We start from the raw sequence: 20640 nt of genomic DNA on the forward strand, positions 1-20640 counted from the left end.
TTTACGAGACTAATAATTAATACAATTAACTATACAGAGGGGGAGTGCCAGTGAGTCAAGTCGAATGGGATTCGGAAGACGAACTGGAGGAAAAGCCGTTTCAACTCGCATACGTGCGCAGGCTCTTCCGCTACGTACTGCCGTATCGGCGAACGCTCGGCATTGTCATATTCATCGTACTGCTTAACATGGGGCTTAGCTTAGCTGAGCCGCTTATGCTTGGTTATTTGATTGATGATGGTATCGTGAAGAACAACATGGAGCTCATTACCTGGATCGGGGTATCGCTGCTTGCGTTCCGTTTCCTTGGCTGGTTGTTCGGCTACATCCATACGAAGTTGATTAACTTCACTGGCCAACGCGTCCTGTTCGATCTAAGGCAGCAGTTGTTCAATCACTTGCAGTCGCTGTCCTTCCGTTTCTTCGATGGACGCCCTGCAGGTAAGATCATGTCGCGGATTACGAATGATACGAACGCGATCGGCGAGTTGGTGAACGGCGGTCTGATCACGACGGTTATGGAAGTAACGCATCTGGTTGGTATCGTTGCGATTCTATTCTGGATGGATTGGCAGCTTGCGCTGCTCTCGTTCATTACAATGCCGATGCTGTACTTGATCGTCAGCAAGCTTCGTCCGAAGATTGAAGGCTCTTGGTCGAAGTCGAGACGCACCATGTCTGCGATTAACGGCAACGTGAACGAGACGATTCAAGGGATGCGCGTCGTTCAGGCGTTCTCGCGTCAGAAGGCGAATGACAACAAATTTAATGAGATTAATACGAACAACAAATCAGCTTTCATGCGTGCGATCCGGATGGAATCGATGGTCTGGCCGCTCGTTGAGCTGATTGGTATGATCGGCACGTGTATCGTCGTTTGGTTCGGGGCGAAGCGGGTTATCGACGGCGCGTTGTCCATCGGTTTCGTCATGGCGTTCATCAACTACTTATGGCGATTCTGGGGACCGCTTAGCTCCTTGTCGAAGGTGTACAGCCAGCTGTTGTCGGCGATGGCTTCCGCGGAGCGGCTGTTCGAAATTCTCGATACCGAGCCTGAGGTGAAAAATGCTGCGAGCGCGAAGGAGCTGCCGACGATTCGCGGCGAAGTGGAGTTCAAGAATGTGGCGTTCCAGTATGGTCCGGATAAGCCGGAGGTGCTTCACGGCATTAACTTGAAGGTGAAACCAGGTCAGCGGATCGCCATTGTCGGTCCGACAGGCGCCGGCAAGAGTACGATCGTCAACCTGCTCATGCGCTTCTATGATGCGACCGGCGGTCAAGTCATGATCGATGGTCACGATGTGAAAGATGTGACGCTCGAATCGCTGCGAAGCCAGATGGGAATCGTGCTGCAGGACTCCTTTATTTTCTCCGGGACGATTGAAGAGAACCTCCTTTACGGCAATGAAGATGCTACGGAAGAGAAGGTGATGGAAGCGGCGAAGAGCGTGCGCATCGATCAATTCGTAAGCAAGTTCCCAGATGGCTATGAGACGCAAGTTGAGGAACGAGGCAGTAAGTTGTCCGTTGGTCAACGCCAGCTTCTCGCATTCGGACGGGTGCTGCTGAGCGATCCTCGCATCCTCATTCTCGATGAAGCAACTTCGAGCGTCGATACGGAGACCGAGCAGCATATCCAAGAGGCATTGGCTCGGGTCTTGGAAGGCCGTACAGCGTTCATTATCGCGCACCGTCTGTCGACGATCCGAGACGCGGATCTGATCGTTGTCGTTCGGGACGGCAGCATTACGGAACAGGGCACGCATGACGAGCTTATGAAGACGAGCGGTTTGTATGCGAATCTCGTTCAGTCGCAGCTGCTTATGCAGCAGTCATTCAATGACGTTCTGAATGAGAAGTCGGAACAGCAAGTTGGATAAGTAAGGATGTGAAGCAGATTGCGGACTTTTTCCGTAATCTGCTTTTTTATATTTTGCAACCATTTGAAATCGTAGTACGTCTGTAGGGGTGTGAATGAGACTTAATCAAGATTGTATTCTTTACATACGGGGAGCTGAGATTTCGGATGAAGCAGAAGTTGAACAAGGTGATGCCGCTATGGTCCAAATTGTTAGTTGGTGCAGGTGCAACCGCCCTTCTGTTATTCGGTATAATGCCGGAATCTAAGACGCAGCTCGTATTGGCAGATCAGCCCGCCGTATCCGTGAACTGGGAAACGTACGAGGTGCATGCACCATTCTTAACGCCGCTATGGTCGGTGCCAGTCAGTAACTGGAACGACTCTTATAGCGGTATGGAGACGAAGGCTGCGCTTGCTGAAGATGGCCGAGTCATCGCAATAGACAGCAAAGGTCAGTTATTCGCCCTAGATGCTGCTACAGGCAAACAGCTGTGGATCAAGGGAACGGGTTGGCAGCCGCTGCTTACTTATAATGAAGGAACCGTGTATGGTGCGCATAGTGATGGCCGCATATCCGCGATATCGGCGGACGGGAAGACGAATTGGATATCCGCTGTGAAGGTGGACAAGGCACAATCAATTGAACCAAACGGCGATACGGTCTATGTAACGGCGAATATGAAGCTTTTTGCATTTAACGCATCGACAGGAGCATTACGCTGGAAGATCGAAGAGAAGGGGCCGGAATACTCCGCTGGTTATGGTGAACTGCATATAGTTGATGGCGTGGTTATCCGGTCATATCTCGTACAAGGCGCGTTATCCTCAACTCAGATCAATGCATACGATGCAAAGACAGGCAAGCAACTGTGGACGCGATTCAGGTCGCAGGATCCCATTGCTATACGCGATGGATTGCTCTATTCCATTCAGGATACCTATAACATGGGTAATTACGATATGACAGACGATGGCCAGATTCGTGATTCGATCATTATGAATGCAATTAATGCACATACTGGCGCTGTGAAAGGGACGCGGGTTTACAGCTGGACGAGGAAGTTTAATCCGACACAATCGGCTCAAGATGGCGTTTCCGGCATGCCTATGCTGGATGGAGATAATCTGTATATTTTCCAAGGGGAGAAGCTCGCGCAGTACGACTTTAAGCAGTATAAAGCGAATGCGGCGCCTGTTAAGACTTGGGGACAGTATATGCAGGATGTGTATCCATTCGGTAAGGTTTATGGAGAGCGGATGTTGTATCGCAACTATAAGACAGGTGTTATTAGTGCGATGAAGCTAGCGAATGGTCAGGTGATTGGCTGGCAGACGGACAATCCGGCTGTGCAGACCGATATTTATGACAATGGGCTATTTGTTGGCCAATCGGACGGCATATTCCACGCCTATAATTATTCGACGACGAAGCCAGTGTTCTCGGTCAAGGCGAACTCGCGTTATTTTGGACAGACGCTCCGGACGAATGGGATGATCATTATTCAGAGCAAAGGCATGCTGCAAGCGGTGAAGCTGCCGGCGGCTTTGAAGTAAGTTGGATATAAGCTTGAAGAGAGACAGTGCCTTGGGGCGCTGTCTTTTTGGTTGTTAGCGATGTTAAATTCTAATGATGATATATGTCCCAAAGTAACCCGCCTTGTAAAAAGGCGGGTTACTCGATAATCCCCACTTAAGACAACTGGGAAAACAAGTCATCTTTCTTGTGTTATGGCATAGGTTTAAGTGTACTTGCTGTGTAAGGAGGGCTTGGCGTGAGGCTGCTCATTCTCGTAGTTGGTGTACTCTTGCTTGTACTGATGTGGACAAACCCTAATCGTTCTGATTTCGAGAAGTGGGTGCTTAAGAAAGAAGTCAGCAATTTTCAGAGAACCACTCCATTAGAGCCAGTAAATTATCGAAGTAAAAACTATCTGTTGTTCTCCATACATGATCTTTCCGTTCTAAGGGAGCAGACTGATTCGATGACTAAGTACGACTCCTACGGCGGTGTAGGCATACTCGGCATGATATTTCCAACTGGAGCTCCCGGTGTTAATGGTAAACAGTCTCCGGCCTTCTAAACCGTTGTCAGAGGAGAATGGACGAATGGGACCGTTCGCGAAGGATTTGCTAAAGGATAAAGTAGTTCTCATTACAGGTGGCGCGACTGGACTCGGTCGTGCTATGGGGGAAACGTTCCTCCAACTAGGTGCTCATCTTGCGATCGCGAGCCGACGCGAAGACGTACTGAAGAAGGCAGCTGAGGAGATGGGCGGGGAAGCGCATAATGTGTTCTATCAACGATGTGACGTCCGGGACCCTGCCCAAATACAAGAACTTGCAGATGCAGTGGAGCAGCATTACGGACACATCGATGTGCTCGTCAACAATGCGGCTGGAAACTTCATCAGCCCGACTGAACGCCTCTCTCCGCGTGCTGTTGATGCGGTGCTTAACATCGTGCTGCATGGCACATTTTATTCGACGCTGGAAGTCGGCAAAAGGTGGATCGCCCAAGGGCGCGGCGGCACCATGCTCAACATCGTGACGTCCTATGCGTCCACTGGCTCGGCGTTTGTCGTGCCTTCAGCGGCGGCCAAGGCTGGCGTATTGGCGTTGACCCGCTCGCTTGCGGTGGAATGGGCTCGTCACGGCATCCGTCAGGTCGCTATCGCACCAGGACCATTCCCCACGGAAGGTGCTTGGTCAAGGCTTTCTCCTACCCCCGAGTTAGAGGAGAAGATGATCAACCGCATTCCGCTTCGACGGGTGGGCAATAAGGAAGAACTTGCCCATCTAGCCGCCTATCTGATCTCCGATTACGCCGCGTACATGAACGGGGAAGTCGTCACGATTGACGGAGGAGAGTGGCTGCAGGGAGCGGGTCAGTTCAATGACTTGCTCATGGTGACGGAACAGCAGTGGGATCAGTTGGCCGCGATGACTCGCAAGGGGAAGTGATATGGGGAGATATAGTAGAGAAGGATGACACGGCAGCCGACTAGATGGTCGGCTGTTTTTTTGTTAAGTGACAGGAAGGGAATTATATCCATTGCGCGAAAGTTTAATGTGTTGAATTATTTGAGAAAATCGTAGGAGTAGTAATCACATGACAGTGCGAAGAGAAAGGGAGAGAATAAACTTGAAACTCAGTAATGATTATCAAATTGAAGTTGAAATAAAACATGGCATTAATTAGAGAAATATTATGCGTGAATTAATAGTCGAACAATTTTTATTAGATTAGGTGTCTACTATTTAATCGACTAGAATCCGACTTTCTGAAATAAATAGATCTACTGAGGAGGGAGCCATTATGGATGAACGCATACTAGGTCTATTTCGTAGTAATGTTCGAGAGCTAGATGTGTTGACTCAACGTAATTTGTTTCTAGCATATAGGGAGCTTGTATTTCGATACATTTACCTTATACTCCGTGACCACGCATTAACAGAAGATGTAATACAGGAAGGTTTTATAAAAGCTATGGAGTCCGGCCCCAAAACAAAGGTTGATTCCAATATAAATGCATGGCTTATGCAAGTCACACGCAGAACTGCCATAGACTTTATTAGAAAAAATAAAAAGTACCATCTGGTTTTTGATCTTGAATCCGTTATTACATATGAGGGCAACGGGCAAATTAATTCAACACACGAGTTAGTTGAAAAAACAGTACAGAATGAGCTGCTTCTCGAATCTCTCAACGAGCTTACACTCAATCAACGTATTATTTTAGTTATGCGATACATGGAGAATATGTCCTACAAAGAAATTGCTAAGGAACTAGACATTAATGAACATGCGTTAGGTAAACGTATAGAGAGAGCTAAAAAGACATTAGCTAGTCTGTTCAAAGGAAAGTGGGGTGAGAACCATGAAATTCAATAATCAAAAGGACGATAAAAACAATCAGTTAGCGTCGGCAATTTCTGATTTGTATTCTTCAATTGACATTCCGAATGGAGAAGCTGCTTGGAGACGAATGCAGACTAGACTAATTCAGCAGCAAAAACGATCCCACCGCAAAAGAGCTTTTAAAATTGGAATAGCAATAGCAGGAGTCTCACTTATTCTTGGAACGTTTGCCACCTCTCCGAAAGAAAGCTATGCCTCCATGAGAAGCTTTTTTACAATGGTGAAAGACGCTAAACAGGGAGTAGTAGATATCCTTTTTGGAGAAAAGGAGCGGACGAATACTAACGGGGCTATTACAGCGCCTCCTCCAGATGCTTTAGGTAGCAAGGTCGGACAAGAAAACAGTTCAACTTCATCCACTATGTCAGGAGGAATAGTCGTGGAAGAAGTAACAACCCTTGAAACAGCACGCAACAAATTAGATTACAAAATGCGTTTAGCAGATTATGTACCTAATAATTTCTCTTTGAACCGTGTGAGATTATTTTTAGATACAGACAAAATATATCACTCCATACGAATTGAATACAAAAACGAAGCCGGAGAGTTTTTCTTTATTACTGAAAGGCAGCTTAACACTGATGGAACAGGATGGAAAAGCTCTATAAATGAATCATCTGGGAAAATTGAAGATGTTAGTATAAACGGTCTTAATGGGGTGTTGGTTCTTTATACAGAAGGCGGAATGCGACTCGCGTGGTTATGGGATGATGTTCTTGTAGAAATTCAAGGGAAGCTCAGTGAGGAACAGGTACTTAAAATTGCTCGATCAATGAAATAGAAAGAAGAGAGTTTAAAAGAAACCAAGCGCTACAGCCCGAAACCGGCTTGAAGCGCTTGGTTTTTAGTTTACTAAGAGGCTTGACGTAAAACGTTCCCCTTGCTCGCGTACACTATTTTGAATTGTCCAATGTAAGGAGCGGATTCGATAATAATAGCCTGTTGGCACAGTTAATTGTCTGGACGTAATAATATAGTTATCATTTGATACTGACAAGTCTTGACCAACATTGTAATCCTCCCAAACCGAACCTGTCCATCTTTGCAAAGTGGTTCTTACGCCAATCGTGCTAACATATTGAGTCGCTGTGGATTCTCCTTCCAACATGATTTTACCACTAGAGCTTACAATAGAAAGATTGGCCATTCCGTTTTCAAGATATTTGAATGTCGAATCAAAAGCAGAATATGGAACAATCTCAATGGGAGGAGGTGTTGTAAGGGCTTGTACTGCCGTTTCTGATGCGAATACTTGATAAGGCAAAATACCTACTAATAACAAAGATAATAATGCTGCTAAATGTACTTTGATTTTCATTCCCCATAATCTCCTTGTTGTTTATTATTTTTATTCTATGCCTCTTTATTGTATTTCTTTGAAATAGTATATCCCCCTTCACTTCATTTACCGACATCTATATAACGTAACAACACTTCAAAATCTGACAGCCAATAAACAAATACTGAAATTATTTTTCGATTATTGTCAGATATTATCAGGAAGCCTCGTTTATTAAGTAGCAACCCAATAATGAAAGCACGAACGAGACTAGAGAGGAGCGTAGAGATATACAGGTCAATGCTATTTATTATTGAAATGCTAAATTATATATGAGGAGGATTTATCATGAAATTGGCAAAAAAATATACTGTTGGAGTTATTGCTTCTGTTGCTTGCTTGGCGTTCGCCGTAACTGCGTTTGCCAATACTTCTACCACTTCAACAACAGGTTATGGAACACTAAAAGGTTCATTAACAATCGCAGGTACAGATGCCGTTATTCATACAACTGTTAGTTACAATAATGATAATGCTTATCTTACAGATGCTGGGTCGATACAGGACATTAACGGAGCAACAGTCGCGACAAAAGCTCAAGTTAACAGTTCAAGAGGCGAAACGTCTTGGCCTCTGTATTATGGGCCCTTGCCATCAAACACGTATGTTGTATATGGGACGCATGGTGTGCAAGGTGGTAATACGTATGGAGCTTCTGCAGTATACACCTATACCCATATTTAAAGTAAATAACCTTTGATTCATAGGTAAACGTTTATACTGTGCAGATAGACATAGAGAGGTTTTTGTATTATCTGCACAGTATAAACGGTTTGTTTTTTCTCATATTTACTAGTGTGAACTTAACTTTAGAAAAGAAAATGATAAAGAAGGGGGATAATATGGTGAAAAATCTATTAGGATATAGACTCATAGTTTTCCATATCATGATTGTACTTATAATCTTTACCGGAGGATGCTCCGTCAAGACTATTGAGGAAGCTGAAAATTCTGAAGATTCAAATCAAAATCCATTTGGAAAAAATGAATCGGAATCCGTCGTTCTTGGTAGTATCAGTCATGGTTTCATCAATCCACAGCTCGATAAAAGTGGAAGGGCACTTCCTTTAGAATATAATGGTGGCGAATTAAAAATTGATTACTCAGTACGTGCTTCCGGTAAAGCAAAAAATGTTGGATTTTTTATTTTCGTAGGTGGAGAGCCTCAACCTTACAAATTAAACGAGAGTGACTCTCACTATCAGTATATGCATCTCCTTGAATTGAAAGGGGATGACCAAGATACGCCGTTCACTTTTGAGTTTACTCCGGTTACAGGACAACAAGGGGATAATTTGCATGTCAGTATCGCCAGCATATACAATCCAGGTTTTATGCCCGATATGAAAAAAACAAGTTCCTATGGAGGCTATCAAACGACTTTGGAGGTAGGCAGATCGTTAATTTACAATCAAAATGCTGAATCTGTAGATTTTTTTCCTAATACACGCAAAGAGATTTTAAATCATGTTCAACTGTCAACGGAGCCAGTGACACAAGACCTATTTGATAAGCATAGTATTATGGAAAAAGTAGATATGGCGGCATTAGATAAAAATGTGTATAGCGATTTATATATTGATGGTGAAATACGACAAGATAATCTTAAGGTACAGAAAAGTGGAAATCTCCATGTGACCTTCAACCTGTTTGGTCACTCCGGTATGCGATACCGTAACACGTTTTACCTCAATCATCAAGCGTTGGCGAGCAAGGACGGAGTATCCTTTGAAACTGAGTTGACCAAGGGCAATATAGCCGTTATTGATGCCGATATTGAACTAGAAAATCTAGAGGATTTTAGCACTTTTTATGTTGTTTCTGTTCCTATTAATGCAAACGATTTTCCTGATGATGTAGTTGTATTAATGAAGACCCCTTCCTTACTACTTTATAGGTGAGCGGAGAGGAATTTATGATGCGAATGAAGGTAGTGGTTGTGACCATTTTAATCTCCGGACTTATCGCAGGATGCACACATGCACGATTAAATCATACACCTGCATCTGATACTGCTGAAGCTACTCTCCCGATTAATAATAACTCATCATTAAATCAGGTAGACGATATACGTGATAAACCATCTGCCAATTCTTCTGAACCTTCCACTCCTTTGGAATTACACTTGGAAGGGATACAAGGTCATATAAAAAACATTTATTATGCGGATGAAAACCATGTATTGATATCGGCTAACAAACTATATCTGTATAACTTAGAAACGGGTCGCACTACGGCTGAGACCTCAGATGAAGGATTCGATCAGGAATGGGTACAAAGTGTAGAGGATGGATATGTGGTTGTTGGAGTTGCTGTCGATCCTGGAACCCAAAGCAGTGGGCTGATAACAACGGGTGTCGTAATTAGCTACAGTGCTATCTTCTACGATCCACATCTAGTTAAACAATCAGAATTCCATTTCGATTCTTTATTACAAGAGAAAGAACAGATTTTGTCCTTAAAATCTATAGCATTCACGACAGATGGTAAATTAGTAGCTTATGCGACGACTAACGGACTATATCTGTACGATTTTAAAACTGCTCAACAAACAACAATTACAAATTTAAAGTCCATGGATCTTGAAGATCTTCAGGCGCGTTCGGGACTTGTTACATTTGAACAGATTGGATTTACGAATTGGGATAAGAGTTTGGCTTTTAAGGCACAAAGCCTCGATATTCCCCTTGTCCCTGATAGACCGTCTTTTGATACTTGCGGCACAGTTAATATAGATCGCAACAACTTATTATCAAATCAAAGGTTTGAGAATTATTCGTGTAAAGAGCTGACGGCCTACAATGAGCATGTGCTTTTCGCTGAGGATTTTACTAAACCTTCGAGAAAGCTGTTGGTTATGAATATGACTAACGGAAAAACAAAATTTCTTTCCATGATAGAAGAAGGAGAAAGTCAATTCGTTTCGGGCTCAGATAGGGGGAGTTATTTCGCGACGACTCTCGCAGAACATACCAGTTGGAAGGTACGGATATATGATGTGAGTACTGGCAAACTTGAAGATGAGCAACAAATCCCAAGCGATGGAGATATGCGTTATATGGATCAAGATCCAATCGTTAGAATAATCGATGAGAGACGGGTTTATATCGTGTTAGTAGGCGCAAAAAATATTGAGGTGAAAACAAAAGTTGTGGTCGGTCAGTTTTAAAAAAGGGAGAGTCGGTCGCAAATGAAAGTAGCTTTTAAAGAAATTTCCAAACAATATAAAGGTAAATATGCACTACATAATTTTTCTGCAGAATTGGAAAGGGGGGTTTATGGGCTCCTGGGAACAAACGGAGCTGGTAAAACAACGCTAATTAATATCTTAGTTGGTATTTTGAAAAGTGATAAAGGGCAAGTGCTTATCAATGATATAGATGCAAGAAAATCAGGCGTCCAATTCTTATCCCATATTGGTTACTTACCGCAGTTTCCTCAATTTTATAAAAATTTTGAAGTCATGGACTTTTTGAAATATATGTGCCTATTAAAGGAAATTCCACTCCAACAAGGAGAGAAAAGAGCAAAGGAGCTATTGGAGGTTGTCAATTTAAGCAGCGCTGCGAGAAAAAAAATTGGTGCTTTATCCGGTGGGATGCGCCAGCGAGTCGGAATTGCGCAAGCTATGCTGGGTGATCCTGATATTTTGATATTAGATGAACCGACAGCAGGACTTGATCCTCAGGAACGAATTCGTTTCCGTAATCTAATTACTAAGTTTTCAGAGAATCGGATCGTATTGCTTGCTACCCATATTGTTTCTGATATCGAATTCATCGCAAACCAGGTTATTTTGCTAAAAGATGGACAACTGCTGAAACAAGATACTCCTCAAGCACTTATGGAAAGTTTAAACGGAAAAGTATGGCATGTAATAGCAACAGATAAAACATTGGATGAGAAGCTTAAAAGGCTGAAAATCAGCAATATGCAGCGGGATCAGGACAATATCCTTTTGCGGGTTATTGATGACGAGAAACCAGATGAACATGCAGCGAGCGTACAGGCCAATTTGGAAGATGTATTTCTGTACTATTTTGGAGAGGGCGAACAGTGGTAAGGCTGGTCTGTTTTGAATGGCGCAAACATTTTCTGAAGAGATCCATCATTATAGCAATGCTACTTTTTTCTGTCCTAAATATTGCAAAAGTATATAGCATACACGAGGAAAGCTCATTACTTGCAAATCCTGGGTGGAAGGATTTGTATTGGAAGGAATGGGCCGATTTTGGTGGTGCTATTACGAATAAGAGGATAGAGAAACTCATGAATATTTATTTGCCGCTTGAACAACTGACAGCCGATCACACAGCAAGTACAAAATATCGAACTCCAGATACCTACTTGTCCAATGTCTACGAAGACTGGAACTTCTTTCGATTAAATTATGTCGATCCAATGAAGTACGCATACGATTACAAAGCGTACGCCCAAGGTGTGGTTAGCGCGGCAAAGGAAAATATAGCGTTCTATGAATCGGTCGATAACTCGTATGAGCGCAATAAGAATGCAGTTATAGCGAAATTATTCGAGGGCCGTTCGATCACAAGTTTTGCCTATACGGAAATGTACCAATATTATGTTCAATATGATTTTTCAGGGCTGCTAGTACTGCTGATTTGTTTGTACGGATTAATGAGCGTTTTTCTACATGAGAAGGTAACCGAAATGGATATTCTACTCCTTACTTCCAAAGCAGGAGGAAAGGCGACAATTTGGGCAAAACTTATCGCCTCAGCCTTGTTTGTATCTAGTGTATCATTTTGGTTTTGGGTTGTAGATTTTGTTTCATTTTCTATAATATTCGACTCATGGGACGCAGCTTCTTCCCCTTTGTTCATGCTTGTAGATTTTATCCATGCTGCACTAAATGTGAGTCTATGGCAATACGCAATACTATCAGCACTTATTAAAACGGCGGGGATACTTGTGTTTGCCTTGGCGTTCTTGTTCATGTCGATCTTGTTTCGTAATGCACTCATTCCTTTCATTATTAGTTTATTTATTTCATTTATAAGTATTTACTTTGAAGAAGTCACTATGGGCTCGGGGCGTATTTGGATAAAAGTCATTAACCCATTCGTGTTACTATTTAATCGGGAATTGTTCCGCAAAATAGAGTTTGTATCTCTAGTGGGTTTTCCTCTGCCCAGTTATATAGCTGCCTTACTATTAGCAACAGCATGGGGGGCGCTGCTTCTTGGCGGTATCTTAATTGTCGTCCGGAAGAATACGTTGTGGAAGGGAGGAGGGAACCGTGTCCATCTGGAAGTATGAAATAAAAAAAATGCTTCTCCTTCATAAGGGTTTATTATTTATTTGTTTGTATTTCTTCTTGAGTATTGGGACGATGGTGATTTTGGATGAACCCGCCAACCCTGAAGTTGAGATGAATCGTATGCAGTATCGGTTCTACCTCAATCAGGTACAGGGTCCCTACACAGAGGAAACCGAGCACTTTTTTACCAGCGAGGCGAACAAGATTTCGGATGCGAAAGTTGCTTTGCAAAGAGTAACTGACAATTTTTATGATGGTTATATAGGAGAACAAGAGTTCCTTACAAGTTCCGATTCGTTAGCGATTATTCTGAAAAACGAAGTAGGTTTTCAACTGGTTTATAATCAGTACGTCTATGTGCGAGAAAATCCAGACAATCGTAAATTTCTTAATACTAATGGCTGGGATGGACTACTCTCCAATGATAGTCTTGACTTTCTATTTATTTTGTTAGTTTTGCTTTTAGTTACACCTATCTTTTGTTATGAGTTTGAGAGTAAGATGGATGCGCTCCTTCTCACCGTCAAAAAAGGTGCAAAAACTCACACGTTATGTAAAATCGGTCTAGTGTTTGTGATAGTTAGTCTTCTCTGCCTTGTGACTGCTGGTCTGCGATATGGCTTCTATTCTTTCAAATATGGCTTAGAAAATGGTGATTATCCCCTACAAAGTTTGTCCTACTTCGGCACGTCAATCAAAGATGTAACGCTGCTTCAATCCTTTTTATGGATAACGATAGGTAAACTGCTTGGAAACCTATGTTTTGCTACACTAATTTTGTTTGCATCGGTTTGTTTTAAGAAATATGCCATTACTCTGTTTTCTTGTACGACGGTCGTTTTGCTTCCCTATTATGGGCTGAAACTGGAATCATCCAAATTTTTATGGCCAGGGCCTCTTGGGTTTATGGTGTCGACTGGCTTTTTTCGCGGGAACGAATTCAAGCGAAACCTGGTCAAAGATCAGATGGAACTGATTTTTCGAGAGGTTTCTTTTACTTCATGGATTATAGTTTTTACAATTACGTTTAGTCTTTGCGTAGTCATGCTCATTGTGATCTTACATAAGAGGACGAATGTGTGGATTGTACAACATCGAAAACGAAGACGGAGGTTGCCACTGCTGATACTCGTTCTTGGGATAGCGGTATCAATGCTTGTTGGTTGTAATTCTTTCAATGGTGTGATGATAGAGGGCACTTATAACTATTCATCCAAGGGCTCTTTTGAGAATGATAAGTATCGATTTTACATGGAACAAACGGAATTTGGAAATAATCAAATTGTCTTTGAGGATAAAACAAGCGGAGAAAAACATAATCTCGTTCGTAATCCTATGACATCATTAACTCAAATAGGGGCACCTATATATGGGGATGGTACATATATTTACTACATGAAAATAGATTTTGAAAAAATAGGGTTTCAAGAAAGCGCTACTAGGTTTTCCGTTATCGGTGTCGATATAACGAGGTTTAATGAAAAAATTATATTCGAAAAGAAGCTAAGTACCGATAAGGGTACCGTGCTGGGGCTCGTGAAAGGGAATACATATGTAGCAAGTTTTTACCTTACCGTGAGTGCCTTCTTTCTGGATGAGTCTAGTCTTTACCTCATAGGGCAAAGTAATGGACAAACTGAAATTCGAAAAATTAACCGAACAACAGGAGCTATGAGTGTTCTCTTCCGAATTCCTGTATTAAGAAGCTTCGCATTTGACGGCCGGACGATCTATTTTGTCGATGAGAAATCCCAGATCGTTAAGTATGATACCAAGACGGACATCATGACATCAATCATCGATCTAGTCACGAGAGATTTTATTTTGACGGACACTGAGCTTTTATTTTTAAACCGCAAAGATCAACAAAAAATATACGCTATGAATTTACATGATTCGACTATCCGTAAGTTAACGGAGGTACCAGTATTAAGTTTTCGTTATAATAATCCTTATATTACGTATATAGGTAAAATAGACATGAAAGAGTATCAGTTATTTATTGATTCCAGTTCTAATTAATAATCAAGAATTAAGAATTAGATAAAGCCACTGTCTTTTGAATACAGAAACCACAAAGACGTGCTTTAAAGACAGAGGCATTAAAAAATCAAATTTTTTGGTTACAAGACAGACTACAATGCCTGCAGTATTGCTAGAAATTGGATTCCTATCTAATCCACAGGAAGAAATAACGATGTGGAACGAGAAATTTCAATTGCATGTAGCAAAATCTATTGCTGAGGGAATAGAAGACTTCCTTCAGGTATCCCAATAAGGAAGTGTGTAATGCGTATTTTGAATTCTATCACAACCGTATTCCGCAATGACGAGGGTGTGTATTGGAATAAGGATGATGCGGCAGCCGACTAGATAGTCGGCTGCTGTTTTCGTTAATTGATGATGGATCTATTGAGCCTTGCCATTATTCGTTGGAAGCCTGCATTGCTTAGACCTTCAATGAATTCGGCGACTTGGACGTGCCTGCTGATATAGGGTTACCGGCAGATTAGCGCAACATTAAGAAGAATGTATCGTCTAATTATTACAAACCATTTTCTGGGAGACCAAGGAGGGGCGACATGTCGCAGAAAAAAGTCTATATGCTTGTAATGATGGTATGGCTTACCATTCTAACGGTATGGGCAGTCAATAAAGTAGTGAATAAGAATGACGCGTTTGTAACCGTTAATGGAATCCCCGTTCAGCCATCGCCGCAAACGTTCTCCACCGTTCAAGTTGATAAAGATACGGTGTGGATCATTAATAACACAAGTGACATGATCCAAATTATTAAACATGATGCGAATGGGTACCATTTGACGCAAGAAAAAATGTCTATTCAAGATAATTATTCAAATTAGGAGTTGGACTGAACGTGAACGTGGCTGGTTACGTAGTGAAAAGGTCCATTACAGGATTATCGATCCTATGTATTATCGCGTTAATGATCACAAGTTGCGGTGTGCGAAAGGAATCAAACGGCAGCGTAGAAAGTGAAGTAAATCCTGCACTTGTTGGTTACGTGACGAAAATGGATGATCGAAGGGCCTTAGTCGTTACTCCCATAAGCAGAACAATAAATGCAACAGGAAAAGAGTTCTATGATGCCATATGGGTTTCGAATATGCCATCAAATATTGAGATCGGACAATATGTGCAAGTTTGGTTTCAAGGTGGCATTGAGACTTCTTATCCGGGTGGGGGAGTGGCATCGAAGGTTACAATTTCAGATACGAACAAACCTGCTGCTGCAAAACTTACGCAAGAAGAAGTTATTCGTAAAGCTCTATTGGATAAGGACATTGCGAATGTAAACATTCTCGTGATCAGTGAAGTGACTTACGATGAACAAACAGCGATGTGGACGCTTCGGTACAAAAGCGCAGCTATTACGGATGGTGAACTAGAAGAGTATAAGATTCAAATACCAGATAAATAACTTTGGTGGTATATAATGCGGCCTACATACCGGTGATCCATCCAAAGTGAGCGGCACTTCTGTATTCCAATAGAGATCAGTCAACAGATTACTCAATTCATTGAATTGCATGCACCTCAGTCGGTCCTCTCTTACGAGGTTAATGATTCATGCTATACGTCCAATCCCGTTCCCGACTCCCGCTGTGCACAATTAGGTATCCGTCCGAATGACCCGAAACCTCAGGTTGTTGACCCAGATTATATTCGTTCGCTTTCTCCGACCAAAATATTGGTTCTTGGCTGCAGTACATGGCAAGATATAAACGAACATTTCGGTGATCATGTGAATGTGATCGCGACCGACGAAGGGACTTTGGTCCAGATCATGCATGCAACAGCCTCCAAAGAGCAAGCTGTGGAATGGGTGTTAAGCCAAATCGGAGTGAAAGCCGAACAGGTAATGGTATTCGGGGATGACTTTAACGACCTGGGTTTGTTCCAAATGTCCGGGTTTCCGGTAGCAATGGATAATGCGATTATCGAACTTAAAAATTGTGCTGCTCACGTTACCGCGTCTAATGATAACGATGGCGTTGCTGCTGCAATTGAGCGATTTGTGGTGTGAAATAGAGTTTGACAGAGCGTCTTCGGGAAGCGCTTCGCTTGTCCGTAGACTGGGATCGGATTGTGAAGACGATCTACTTGGGTACAAATGAGCGAGCTTACTCGGTGCTGTCGCCTTCGCTATTCGGATATGATGCCAGTCTGAAAGATAAATGGGAGAAGTCGGATACAGTCAAATGTGAGCTTGTTGAGCATACTCAGCAGGCTTTTTGTTATCGTATCGCAAAGTGCGCAATATATGCTTCTCAAGACGAGCTTGACTGTTAAGCTCCTTCTAATCGACTAATGTTTCTATTGACGATTTCTAAGAAGGGGAGTATTATTTTACCATTTAAATACCTTTTCTAATAACTAGGGGGGATTGAGAAGACGTGGCGATCATGACAGATGAGAAGGGGAATATCTTCTTAGCGTTCACCGAAATGGAAGAGAATCAGCTTGATGTCACTGAGCTAGATGCCCCATTGACGCATGCGCTAATTGTAGTGAAATGCCAGGGTAAGTACCTATTCATGCATAACAAATGGAGAAACAGTTGGGAACTGCCCGGAGGTATTATCGAAGATGGAGAAACCGCTAGGGAATGTGTAGTCAGAGAACTATTAGAGGAAACCAATCAACAATTACAAGCATTAACCTTCAAAGGCTTAATGAAATTCAGACTTCAACCAAGTTTTCATGGTCCAGAGAGGACTGAATATGGCGCTTTGTTCTCTGGCCAACTAGATCAGCTTCATGATTTTGTTGAGAATGATGAAGCTAGTGCCATTATTCTGTGGGACGGATCATCGGATATTGGACACATTGCAGAGATCGATAAGAAATTGATTGAGTTCTGAAACAATGAAACTGATAGTACTAGGAGATGAAGTCTTGAGAAAAATCAGCGAGGGCCGAACAGCTGAAGTATTCGCCCATGATCAAGATAAGATATTAAAGCTTTATAGAGACGGCTTTCCAGCGGATGCGGTGAACTATGAGTTCGAAGTCAATCGGATTGCAGCCATCCTCGGAATTCCTGCCCCAAGAGCTTTCGAATTGGTTGAATTGGAACATAAGAAAGGGATTGTGTTCGAACGAGTGGAAGGCTCTACACTGCTGCATAGGAGTGTTCAGTACCCTAACGAACTCATTCGATTGGCCCGTGAGTTTGCGGATCTGCATTATTGCATTCATAAGCATGAAATAGATGTGGAGCGGGTTGAAGGATCATCCATCCTCAATCAGAAAGAGGTTCTGGCTCGTAACATTCGGAACGCTTCGGAACTATCTAACGAAATGAAGGTAGAAATTATCGATTATTTGAGAAGCCTACCTGACGGAAACCGTCTATGTCATGGTGATTTCCACCCGGACAATGTCATGATTGGAGATCGGAACTGGGTAATCGATTGGATGACGGGGATGATCGGCAATCCGGCCGGAGATGTCGCTCGCACATTGCTGTTATTCCGATATGGCACGCTGCCTGATGAGGCTCCAAGCATCGTTAAAGATGCACTTGAATGGATGAGGGAAAAGATAAATAAAGAATACTTAGAACAATATCTAACTCATTCTGGCCTGCAGCTCCGTGACATTGATGATTGGATGTTACCGATAGCTGCGGCTAGACTTACAGAGTGGATACCTAATGAAGAGAAGACGCTGCTGTTAAACTTAATCGCAGAGCGCTTGAAGTAGGATGGCGGGACTAATTTTATATCGATAAATGCGAAACCGGATCGATACTCCAATGGAGAACGATCCGGTTTGTTCAATTTCATATTAGCTCATGTTGATTATAGGACGCCAAGAATTCCAAGTACTGCCCTGATGCACGGGACATGTAACGTTTGTCGTTCCAGGCAATGGAGAATTCGCGTTTACAGATCGGCGATTGAATGTTCAGCAGCTTAACACTAGGATCTTCATTCGTATTGCGCGGCACAAAAGCAATGCCCAGCCCCGCTTGGACAAGGCTCCATAGCGCCGAAGGTTCATCTACCTCGCATATAATATTTCGGGATATACCTGCCTCTACGCAATAGGCTTCGTTAATTTGACGGAATGGATGCCCCGCATGATATTCGATATAATCCTCATTCTCTGTTTCGACCAAGGTAATCGTATCTCTGCCTGCAAGTGGGTGAGTGATTGGTACGGCAAGACAGACTTCTGTCTTGAATACGATTTTTTCTTTGATCCAAGATTGATTCAGTGGAGCAGCAATGAAGCAAAGGTCTACGTCACCGCGCTCCAGCAGTCCGATCATATCGCCCGACGAAGCGGGAGGAATCTGGGTCACGCGAAATACAATCTCCGGATTGGCCTTGCGGAATTCGCTTATGGTGGAGGAGAGACGATTAAGCGTTGGAGTAGCGAGTCTTATGGTTCCTTGCTCTTTACCTAACATATCTGCCAATTCGCGCCGTCCTTCATCCAACGCTCCTAGCGCAATTTCAACCTGCTGCAGAAATGCTCTTCCGTAGCGATTTAACCGGATTTGCCGGTTATTGCGATCAAATAGGGGGACGCCAACGTCCTCTTCGAGACGTGATATGGTCTTACTTAGCGCAGGCTGTGCAATTCGAAGCACTTCAGCGGCTTTGGTCATATGCTCATATTTCGCAACCGTGCGAAAATAATGAAGCTGCAGCAGTTCCATAAAGCTATCCTCCCAGTCCTAATCTGCCATTTCCATATACTTGAGTGTATCATAACATACATTAATATATATTATCATTTATCGATCATGAGGGGTATATTGGTAAATATAAAGAGAAACAGGAGGGAATCTACAATGTCAGCAGAACAACCTGATGTCACACAACCAGCTATAGGAAACGTGCTCATTAAGCTTCTTGCGTTCACCTTAATTATATCTTCCATGAGCGCAACGATGTTTAATATTGTTCTTCCCGAGCTTCGACAAGACTTTGATCTCTCCGTCGCTCAAGTCAGTTGGGTGTCGACTGCTTATTTACTGATCTATGCTGTTGGTTCCGTTATTTACGGAAAGCTGCTTGATCGATATCAGGCCCGAAATCTAATTACGTTTGGACTGCTCGTATTTGCTTCAGGGTCATTGTTAGGACTGTTAGCAGGATCATTCCCATTCGTACTGATGGCGAGGATTCTGCAAGCGGTTGGCGCATCCGTTATTCCGGCATTAGCGATGTTAATTCCAGTTCGCTATTTCCCGCCGGAACGAAGGGGGCATGCACTAGGAATTTCGGCTACCGGTTTAGCGATCGGTAATGCGATCGGCCCCATTGTTTCATCACTTCTAGTGTCATTGGTCCATTGGAGATGGTTGTTTGCGATTCCTATGCTTATTCTGCTAACCATGCCATTCTACCGTAAGCATTTGAGCGCAGATATTAAAGAAGGCGGGCATATTGATTGGCTTGGAGGAGGACTTCTTACGGGGACAGTAACCCTATTACTGCTTGCCATAACGCAAGGTAATTTGTGGCTTGGCGCCGGAAGTGCATTGCTGGTTATCGGTTTCATATGGCGGATTCGTACAGCGGATGACCCGTTTATCTCCAGGACACTTATGCGTGATCGCATCTATTTAATGGGATTAATGATTGCAGCAGTCGTGATGAGTGTCAGTTATGCACTGCCGTTTCTAACGCCTCAATTGCTATCGGATATCAATCGGCTCACGCCAGGCGTCATTGGTTTTGTCATGGTGCCTGGAGCATGCTTGTCCGCTTATCTGGGTCGTAAAACAGGGAAATTGGCAGACTCCAAAGGCAATTCCTTCGTCTATCACACGGCGTCATTGTTATTATTCAGCTGTTTTCTTCTGCTATCCTTATTTGTTGGAAGTCCGGCCGTTCTGATTGGGTTGATTTTCACCCTCGGCTATGTCGGTCAAATGTTTATGCAAATCGTACTTTCCAATACCATCTCGCGCAGTATTCCTAAGGATCAGATTGGGGTTGGAATGGGAATGTTGACGCTTTGCAATTTCCTTTCCGGTGCAGTCGCAACGGGGATTTACGGCAAAGTGATGGATCATGGTGCAAGATTGAGCTGGATACCGTGGCATTCCAATGAGGCTGCCTTTGCATTCAGCAATCTCTATCTCGTACTGGCTCTTATTCATATTGGCTTGCTTCTTCTATATCGCCGTGTATATGTCAACAGAACAAAGACGAATACGGCTAGGCAAATGTTAAGTAATTAGCGATAGGGAGTAG

At 43.0% G+C, this 20640-nt stretch carries 22 protein-coding genes; 20 read left to right on the forward strand and 2 right to left on the reverse strand.

Annotation, left to right across the window (positions count from 1 at the left end; translation table 11 throughout):
- Window positions 1–50: 50 nt before the first annotated feature.
- The 6 genes from H8B09_RS09555 (at window position 51) to H8B09_RS09580 (ending at window position 6561) form a co-directional block, all read left to right on the forward strand.
- On the forward strand, window positions 51–1880 hold the full coding sequence (locus tag H8B09_RS09555) for an ABC transporter ATP-binding protein (protein WP_191203270.1): 1830 nt from the start codon (window positions 51–53) through the stop codon (window positions 1878–1880).
- A gap of 146 nt (window positions 1881–2026) precedes the next feature.
- Window positions 2027–3415, forward strand: coding sequence for a PQQ-binding-like beta-propeller repeat protein (locus H8B09_RS09560; RefSeq protein ID WP_191203271.1), 1389 nt, complete (start codon window positions 2027–2029; stop codon window positions 3413–3415).
- Between the two features lie 218 nt (window positions 3416–3633).
- Window positions 3634–3942: a hypothetical protein gene (locus H8B09_RS09565; protein ID WP_191203272.1), complete on the forward strand. Its 309-nt coding sequence runs from the start codon at window positions 3634–3636 to the stop codon at window positions 3940–3942.
- A 25-nt stretch (window positions 3943–3967) separates the two neighbouring features.
- Complete coding sequence (locus H8B09_RS09570) at window positions 3968–4822, forward strand: SDR family oxidoreductase (protein ID WP_191203273.1); 855 nt, start codon at window positions 3968–3970, stop codon at window positions 4820–4822.
- A gap of 355 nt (window positions 4823–5177) precedes the next feature.
- Entirely contained in the window at window positions 5178–5753 is a 576-nt protein-coding gene (locus H8B09_RS09575; protein WP_191203274.1) for an RNA polymerase sigma factor, read from the forward strand.
- Window positions 5740–6561 carry a DUF4367 domain-containing protein gene (locus H8B09_RS09580; RefSeq protein WP_191203275.1) on the forward strand — a complete coding sequence of 274 codons (822 nt, stop codon included), beginning with the start codon at window positions 5740–5742 and terminating at the stop codon, window positions 6559–6561. The genes H8B09_RS09575 and H8B09_RS09580 overlap by 14 nt, the downstream gene beginning before the upstream one ends.
- 63 nt (window positions 6562–6624) lie before the next feature.
- On the opposite strand, the gene H8B09_RS09585 is transcribed toward H8B09_RS09580, so the two are convergent.
- Window positions 6625–7098, reverse strand: a complete 474-nt coding sequence (locus H8B09_RS09585) for a hypothetical protein (RefSeq protein ID WP_191203276.1) — start codon at window positions 7096–7098, stop codon at window positions 6625–6627.
- A 309-nt stretch (window positions 7099–7407) separates the two neighbouring features.
- Between H8B09_RS09585 and H8B09_RS09590 the strand changes: the two genes are divergently transcribed.
- The 13 genes from H8B09_RS09590 (at window position 7408) to H8B09_RS09650 (ending at window position 18130) form a co-directional block, all read left to right on the forward strand.
- Window positions 7408–7803 carry a hypothetical protein gene (locus H8B09_RS09590; protein ID WP_191203277.1) on the forward strand — a complete coding sequence of 132 codons (396 nt, stop codon included), beginning with the start codon at window positions 7408–7410 and terminating at the stop codon, window positions 7801–7803.
- A 158-nt stretch (window positions 7804–7961) separates the two neighbouring features.
- A complete protein-coding gene (locus H8B09_RS09595) occupies window positions 7962–9020 on the forward strand; it encodes a beta-glucanase/beta-glucan synthetase (RefSeq protein WP_191203278.1) in 1059 nt (352 codons plus the stop codon).
- 14 nt (window positions 9021–9034) lie between these two features.
- Complete coding sequence (locus H8B09_RS09600) at window positions 9035–10288, forward strand: transcriptional regulator (RefSeq protein WP_191203279.1); 1254 nt, start codon at window positions 9035–9037, stop codon at window positions 10286–10288.
- 21 nt (window positions 10289–10309) lie between these two features.
- Window positions 10310–11182 carry an ABC transporter ATP-binding protein gene (locus H8B09_RS09605; RefSeq protein ID WP_191203280.1) on the forward strand — a complete coding sequence of 291 codons (873 nt, stop codon included), beginning with the start codon at window positions 10310–10312 and terminating at the stop codon, window positions 11180–11182.
- A complete protein-coding gene (locus H8B09_RS09610; RefSeq protein WP_191203281.1) occupies window positions 11176–12399 on the forward strand; it encodes an ABC transporter permease in 1224 nt (407 codons plus the stop codon). Before H8B09_RS09605 ends, H8B09_RS09610 begins: the two co-directional genes overlap by 7 nt.
- Window positions 12380–14422, forward strand: coding sequence for a DUF5050 domain-containing protein (locus tag H8B09_RS09615; RefSeq protein ID WP_318152571.1), 2043 nt, complete (start codon window positions 12380–12382; stop codon window positions 14420–14422). The genes H8B09_RS09610 and H8B09_RS09615 overlap by 20 nt, the downstream gene beginning before the upstream one ends.
- Window positions 14423–14519: 97 nt before the next feature.
- Window positions 14520–14678 carry an N-acetylmuramoyl-L-alanine amidase family protein gene (locus H8B09_RS31200; RefSeq protein ID WP_441343347.1) on the forward strand — a complete coding sequence of 53 codons (159 nt, stop codon included), beginning with the start codon at window positions 14520–14522 and terminating at the stop codon, window positions 14676–14678.
- 304 nt (window positions 14679–14982) lie between these two features.
- Window positions 14983–15264, forward strand: coding sequence for a hypothetical protein (locus H8B09_RS09625; RefSeq protein WP_191203283.1), 282 nt, complete (start codon window positions 14983–14985; stop codon window positions 15262–15264).
- A 14-nt stretch (window positions 15265–15278) separates the two neighbouring features.
- Entirely contained in the window at window positions 15279–15842 is a 564-nt protein-coding gene (locus tag H8B09_RS09630) for a DUF3221 domain-containing protein (RefSeq protein WP_191203284.1), read from the forward strand.
- A gap of 75 nt (window positions 15843–15917) precedes the next feature.
- Complete coding sequence (locus H8B09_RS09635; protein WP_397376064.1) at window positions 15918–16448, forward strand: HAD hydrolase family protein; 531 nt, start codon at window positions 15918–15920, stop codon at window positions 16446–16448.
- Window positions 16449–16456: 8 nt separating this feature from the next.
- A complete protein-coding gene (locus H8B09_RS09640; RefSeq protein ID WP_191203286.1) occupies window positions 16457–16714 on the forward strand; it encodes a hypothetical protein in 258 nt (85 codons plus the stop codon).
- A 113-nt stretch (window positions 16715–16827) separates the two neighbouring features.
- Entirely contained in the window at window positions 16828–17286 is a 459-nt protein-coding gene (locus tag H8B09_RS09645; RefSeq protein ID WP_224753517.1) for an NUDIX domain-containing protein, read from the forward strand.
- Between the two features lie 34 nt (window positions 17287–17320).
- Window positions 17321–18130: a phosphotransferase family protein gene (locus H8B09_RS09650; RefSeq protein ID WP_191203288.1), complete on the forward strand. Its 810-nt coding sequence runs from the start codon at window positions 17321–17323 to the stop codon at window positions 18128–18130.
- Window positions 18131–18209: 79 nt separating this feature from the next.
- On the opposite strand, the gene H8B09_RS09655 is transcribed toward H8B09_RS09650, so the two are convergent.
- Window positions 18210–19094 (reverse strand): LysR family transcriptional regulator, encoded by an 885-nt coding sequence (locus H8B09_RS09655; RefSeq protein WP_191203289.1) that lies wholly within the window; start codon window positions 19092–19094, stop codon window positions 18210–18212.
- Between the two features lie 135 nt (window positions 19095–19229).
- Here H8B09_RS09655 and H8B09_RS09660 point away from each other — a divergent pair, with 135 nt between their 5' ends.
- Complete coding sequence (locus H8B09_RS09660) at window positions 19230–20627, forward strand: MFS transporter (protein ID WP_191203290.1); 1398 nt, start codon at window positions 19230–19232, stop codon at window positions 20625–20627.
- Window positions 20628–20640: the final 13 nt, after the last annotated feature.

It is taken from the genome of Paenibacillus terricola (assembly GCF_014779765.1).
Lineage (GTDB): Bacteria > Bacillota > Bacilli > Paenibacillales > Paenibacillaceae > Paenibacillus_T > Paenibacillus_T terricola.